The organism is Moorena sp. SIO4A5 (assembly GCF_010672005.1).
In the GTDB taxonomy this organism is placed as follows: domain Bacteria; phylum Cyanobacteriota; class Cyanobacteriia; order Cyanobacteriales; family Coleofasciculaceae; genus Moorena.
Genome location: NZ_JAAHHZ010000381.1, coordinates 1 through 4593, shown reverse-complemented (window position 1 = coordinate 4593; position 4593 = coordinate 1). Strand labels below are relative to the sequence as shown.

Below are 4593 nucleotides of genomic sequence, written 5' to 3'. Positions count from 1 at the left end.
TGGCAGAAACAGTAGGAAGATTAAGTAGTACAGGGCATTGCCAATGGTTTGAGCCAGAGAGAACTGACTAGTGCCAGCATCGCCGACTTGCTCACCCAAGCGCTGATCGATATTCAATGCATTGAGGGTTCTGACTACTATCATCTTGACGATAGTTCCTAGTAACCAGGCAACACCCAAGAGAATCAAAGCACCAAAGACACTGGGGAGGAAGCCAAGGATGGTGTCTAGAAAACTATTCAGGGGTCCGGAAACCGTATCTAGCTTGAGGGTTTCTAGAACCGCTACGACCGTGAAAACGATGATAATCCAGAAAACCGAGCCGGATAACCATTGCTCAATTGGAGGAGGCTGGGTTCCTGGCTGACCGCCAGTAGCCCACTGAGCAATGTTGTTGTCAATATTGGTGCGATTCATTACTGCTTTGGTAATACCAGCAGCAATCTTAGCCAGGATAAGACCAATGACTAAGATTGCGATCGCTTTAACCACATTCAGTAAGGTGGTTCCCCCATCTGCCAAAACTTGGTCTAATGCGGGAACTCCTGTCTGGGCTAAAACCAGGTGTGCCGATGGCTGCACACCCACTCCTACAATTTGGAAGATACCTTCCCAAGTTCCATTCATAGTCTTTGTTCTTACTTAAATTGTCCAATGTCACAGGCAACCCTAAGTTTCTTAAGTTCCTTAAGTTCCTTGTGACTACTGTGGTCTGGTGAGGAGCACGGTATTATCGTCTCAACTAGATAAGTTTGGGAGCGGGGAAGCTGCGCCTCTGGTGACCCCAGAGGACCCGCGACGCGGCGGTATAGGCTGCCGTCCCAAAAACAGCTGGACAACAAGAGGTGCAGTTATTGTGCTTTCCAGTTCAAGCCGGAATCGCCTTATCTGCTGCACAAGGTAAGGTTTGCCTGGCCAACGTTGTTGGTCGGTACTTTCCGAACCGCACTGTCTTACCCCTGGTCTAAGTGTTTAACGACTCGGTTCTAGAGCTTGGAGCGGGCAAAGTACCCCAAGGTAGGAACTTTAACACTTGCCAACAACGTAGATCCTTTACTGTAAGGGCAACCCCTTGGGTCAAGGTCTTAGGCTGGTCAGCTACCTGAAGGCAGGCTATCTAAGCCTGGTCTCTTCAGAGGAGGGTGCTGACTTAAAAGAACCTTGAGCAGAAGGTACGACAAGAAGATTTAAAAGTAAAGGTTGAGATGTTCATCGAGAACGTTTTACTCCTCAAATTTTCCACAGATGTGGCTTAATCTTGCCTAACTGACAAATCTTGACCCAGGAGTGCTGATATAATTTACCCATAGTTGCCGACGCAGTCAACTAGTTAGCTTAGGGGGTCTTACTCCCTAAATTAGGCTGGGTAACTTGATGGAGTGTTGAATCGGCATTTGCCCCGATGTGACGTCGGACACTCGGGAGCTGAAAGATTTCTTGGTAGGTTTGTCAGTCACTCAAGATGTAACCCTTATATTTAGAGCCAATTGATGTACAAAAATCAAGTCTTGATTAATTTTTCCTCCTCACAACTCTAGTGGTCTGGTAGTGTGGCTAGCTGCCACGGTAATCAAGATAGTCCATTGAACCTCCCCAACCCTTATAGGATGGGGATTCCCAGGCACAACCAACTAAGTGGCTGTTAACTCCATGGGCGTAACTTTCCCTGGCCTTTGGCCACGCTGCGCGAACGTTCCGGGGGTAGCCGGGTAGGATCGATACCCAGTTTTTTCGCTTATTAACGCCATTGAGGGGAAAATTCATCCCCGACCTAAGAGGACGGGGTATTCTTTTCCCCTCAAACTCCCCTCTTCGATAATGTGGAAATTTTACATGCAAAACGCCCAAATTTTTGAACAATCCATTAAAATTAATGCCAGCGCCACCATTGTCGAGCGCTGTATCACTGACCAGAGCTTAATGCATCGCTGGCTCAACCCGATTTTGCGTTGTGAATCAGTGGGGCAGTGGAGTACTGATGTCGGGAGTCGCTCGCGGTTCATTATAAACATTCCCTGGTTGCAGCCCACTCTCAAGAGTGTGGTTATCGACCGCAAGCCAGGGTTAGTGGTTTGGCAGTTCCAGGGTTTTTTCAAAGGACGAGACCGCTGGGAGTGTCAGCCAGCTGAACAAGGCACCCGTTTGGTCAACCGTTTTGAATTTGAAATTCCCAACCCCATCGTTAGCTGGGGATTCAACAGCTTTGCTGCCCAATGGACCGAGAATGATATGAAAGCCCAACTCAGACGTCTTAAATTAGTAGCAGAGGAGATTTACCGACGTGAGTGTAGTCATTAGGGATTAGGGATTAGGGTTAATCAAGCCCATGCATAGAAGCCTCTACCGATTTCCGATCTGTTCAAGTAACCGACGAATGATATCAGCATCCTCAGCTTGGGGCAGGATTTCCAAATAACGTTCCAAATCCTGGCATGCTTCTGATAAATATCCCAACTGGGAGTAAATCAGCCCCCGATCCCGCAGTTCTACCGGTGCATTAGGAAACAGCAACAACATCCGCTCAACTGCAGCTAGTGCTCTCGGTAAGTCTTGGCGATTGAGGTAAATTAATTTAAGATTCATGAGCATCCGTGCCAACAGCTGCCGATTACTAACCGGTGCTAGGAAACGTGGTTGTAGCGTTACCGGATGCCCATAAATTTGGGTTAGTCGTTCCTCGCAGTCTTGTTGAAATAAAATCTCACCACCATCGAAAGCATCCACAAAGATACCCACCTGCTCAAACTCTGGGCGAATTAAGAAATGCCCTGGCATCCCAATACCAACCATGGGAAAATCAAGGCGTCGAGCGACTTCCAGGTACACCACCGAAAGGCTAATGGGAATACCTGTGCGCCGATCAATTACCTGATTTAGGAAACTATTACCGGGATCATAGTAATCACTCCTATTACCCGAATATCCTAGGTCATCATAGAAATACTGATTCAGAGTCTTAATCACTCGCAGGGGATAGGGTTGCTCAGGCAAACGCTCCTCTACTTCAGATGCCATTACATCTAAGGCATTGAGGTAATCAACAATAGCCAGATCTGGGTATTCCTCCTGAGCTATATAAAGCGCTGCTTTTGCCAAATGAATTTGGTCATCTGGCTGATTTATTTCTGTGTAAAACCCTTGACGCCCTGAGGTAAAGTCCATTTAAAATTCCGTCAGCTACTCTGATTATATAGTATTTTTATTTGATATGTAAACATAAGATTGATATAAAAAGGGAACAGGGAATAGGGAATAGGGAACAGTGTCAATATATCCGAGGAGTTTTTAGTGTTCTCATAAAGCAAGGCAATCGCTGATAGGGAGGGGCTGCATCAAAACATGGACAAAAGTTTAAGTTTTTTTTCCTGATTTAATTCCAGTTGCCAAATCTGTATGTTGATCGGCGTGGATAATGTTTCCACTATGGGAATAGATAAAGTTAGCAATCTTGGCCACAAGTCCTTGTTGCTCGGGACAATACAGCAGTATTGTTGCAGTCGGTGAAGTCATCTTAACTTCTCGAATAAACATACAGATAGACAGCTATTATAGAAGATAATATCTGATTCGTCTAGACTCAACATCGAGGTAATTTCCGTAACGTTAATACCTAAGCATTCAGCTGAATGCTTACCTTGCAAAAACCAAGCTAAAATATGAGCAAAGCTACTGTAAAATAGGCGAGCGATGACACCCAAAACAACTCGACGTAAGTTTATCGTGACCAGTGTTGCTGCTGCGGGTGGTATTGTTGGAAGTGCAGCATGGCATCAACAGCAGTCTCAACTGTCAGCAAAAGCAGCTATTCAACTGCCAACAGCAGCTACAATGCCAGAAAGAGTGTTAGGGAAAACGGGGGTGAAAGTTCCAATCTTTGGGTTGGGAGGTGCAGGACAAACCCCTTTGTCGAAGATGAATCGAGAAGCTGATGCTGTCGCCCAAATTGAAGCGGCGTTACAGTTTGGAATTCGTTATTTTGATACCGCAGCTAGCTATGGCCCCAGCGAAAACTATATGGGTAAGGTATTACCCCCTTATAGATCTAATCTATTTTTAGCAACAAAAACAGCACAACGAGATCGAGATGGGGCTTGGCGAGAGTTAGAGCGATCGCTTAAACGCCTTCAAACTGATTCTATCGATTTATGGCAATTACATCATGTTTCTTTTCACGAAACGTTAGATCAGATTTTTAGTTCTAATGGCGCTATCAAAGCCTTTGAAGAAGCAAAAGAACAAGGAATTGTCAAATATTTAGGCATTACCGGACATCATGAACCGGATGTGATTGCAGAGGGGTTGCGGCGCTATCCCTTTGATACTACCTTAATTTCTCTGAATGCGGCAGATGTTCACCATCCTCGACCTTTTGCTAAAACTGTTTTACCAGTGGCGCGAGAGAAAAATGTAGGAGTCGTTGCCATGAAAGTTCCGGCTTATGGCAAGTTATTCAAAAATGGTGTGTTATATCAAATCCGGTTAAATAGTTATCGTTAAGCCTTGGCTGCCTGCCACCAATGAAAATGGGTCAGACCACGAATGAAGTCGCACTGCTTGAGTAAAACACAACAGCGAGCGCAAATTATCTGCTCC

3 protein-coding genes and 2 pseudogenes are annotated in these 4593 nt (G+C 45.6%); 2 read left to right on the top strand and 3 right to left on the bottom strand.

Features of this window, described 5'->3' with window-relative positions; translation table 11 throughout:
• Positions 1–627, bottom strand: a pseudogene (locus F6K57_RS37455) (hypothetical protein); the annotation flags it as partial.
• A gap of 1206 nt (positions 628–1833) precedes the next feature.
• Here F6K57_RS37455 and F6K57_RS37450 point away from each other — a divergent pair.
• Complete coding sequence (locus F6K57_RS37450) at positions 1834–2298, top strand: SRPBCC family protein (RefSeq protein ID WP_293073419.1); 465 nt, start codon at positions 1834–1836, stop codon at positions 2296–2298.
• 42 nt (positions 2299–2340) lie between these two features.
• Here F6K57_RS37450 and F6K57_RS37445 read toward each other — a convergent pair whose 3' ends face one another.
• On the bottom strand, positions 2341–3162 hold the full coding sequence (locus F6K57_RS37445; RefSeq protein ID WP_293073417.1) for a SirB1 family protein: 822 nt from the start codon (positions 3160–3162) through the stop codon (positions 2341–2343).
• A gap of 210 nt (positions 3163–3372) precedes the next feature.
• Positions 3373–3510 (bottom strand): annotated as a pseudogene (locus F6K57_RS37440) (formyltetrahydrofolate deformylase); the annotation flags it as partial.
• A 177-nt stretch (positions 3511–3687) separates the two neighbouring features.
• On the opposite strand from F6K57_RS37440, the gene F6K57_RS37435 reads away from it, so the two are divergent.
• Positions 3688–4497, top strand: a complete 810-nt coding sequence (locus F6K57_RS37435) for an aldo/keto reductase (RefSeq protein ID WP_364305741.1) — start codon at positions 3688–3690, stop codon at positions 4495–4497.
• Positions 4498–4593 lie beyond the last annotated feature (96 nt).

Excerpts from the sequence above, each read along its gene's own strand:
- F6K57_RS37445 (WP_293073417.1), bottom strand. The coding sequence starts at position 3,162 with ATGGACTTTACCTCAGGGCGTCAAGGGTTTTACACAGAAATAAATCAG.
- F6K57_RS37450 (WP_293073419.1), top strand. The coding sequence starts at position 1,834 with ATGCAAAACGCCCAAATTTTTGAACAATCCATTAAAATTAATGCCAGC.
- F6K57_RS37435 (WP_364305741.1), top strand. The coding sequence starts at position 3,688 with ATGACACCCAAAACAACTCGACGTAAGTTTATCGTGACCAGTGTTGCT.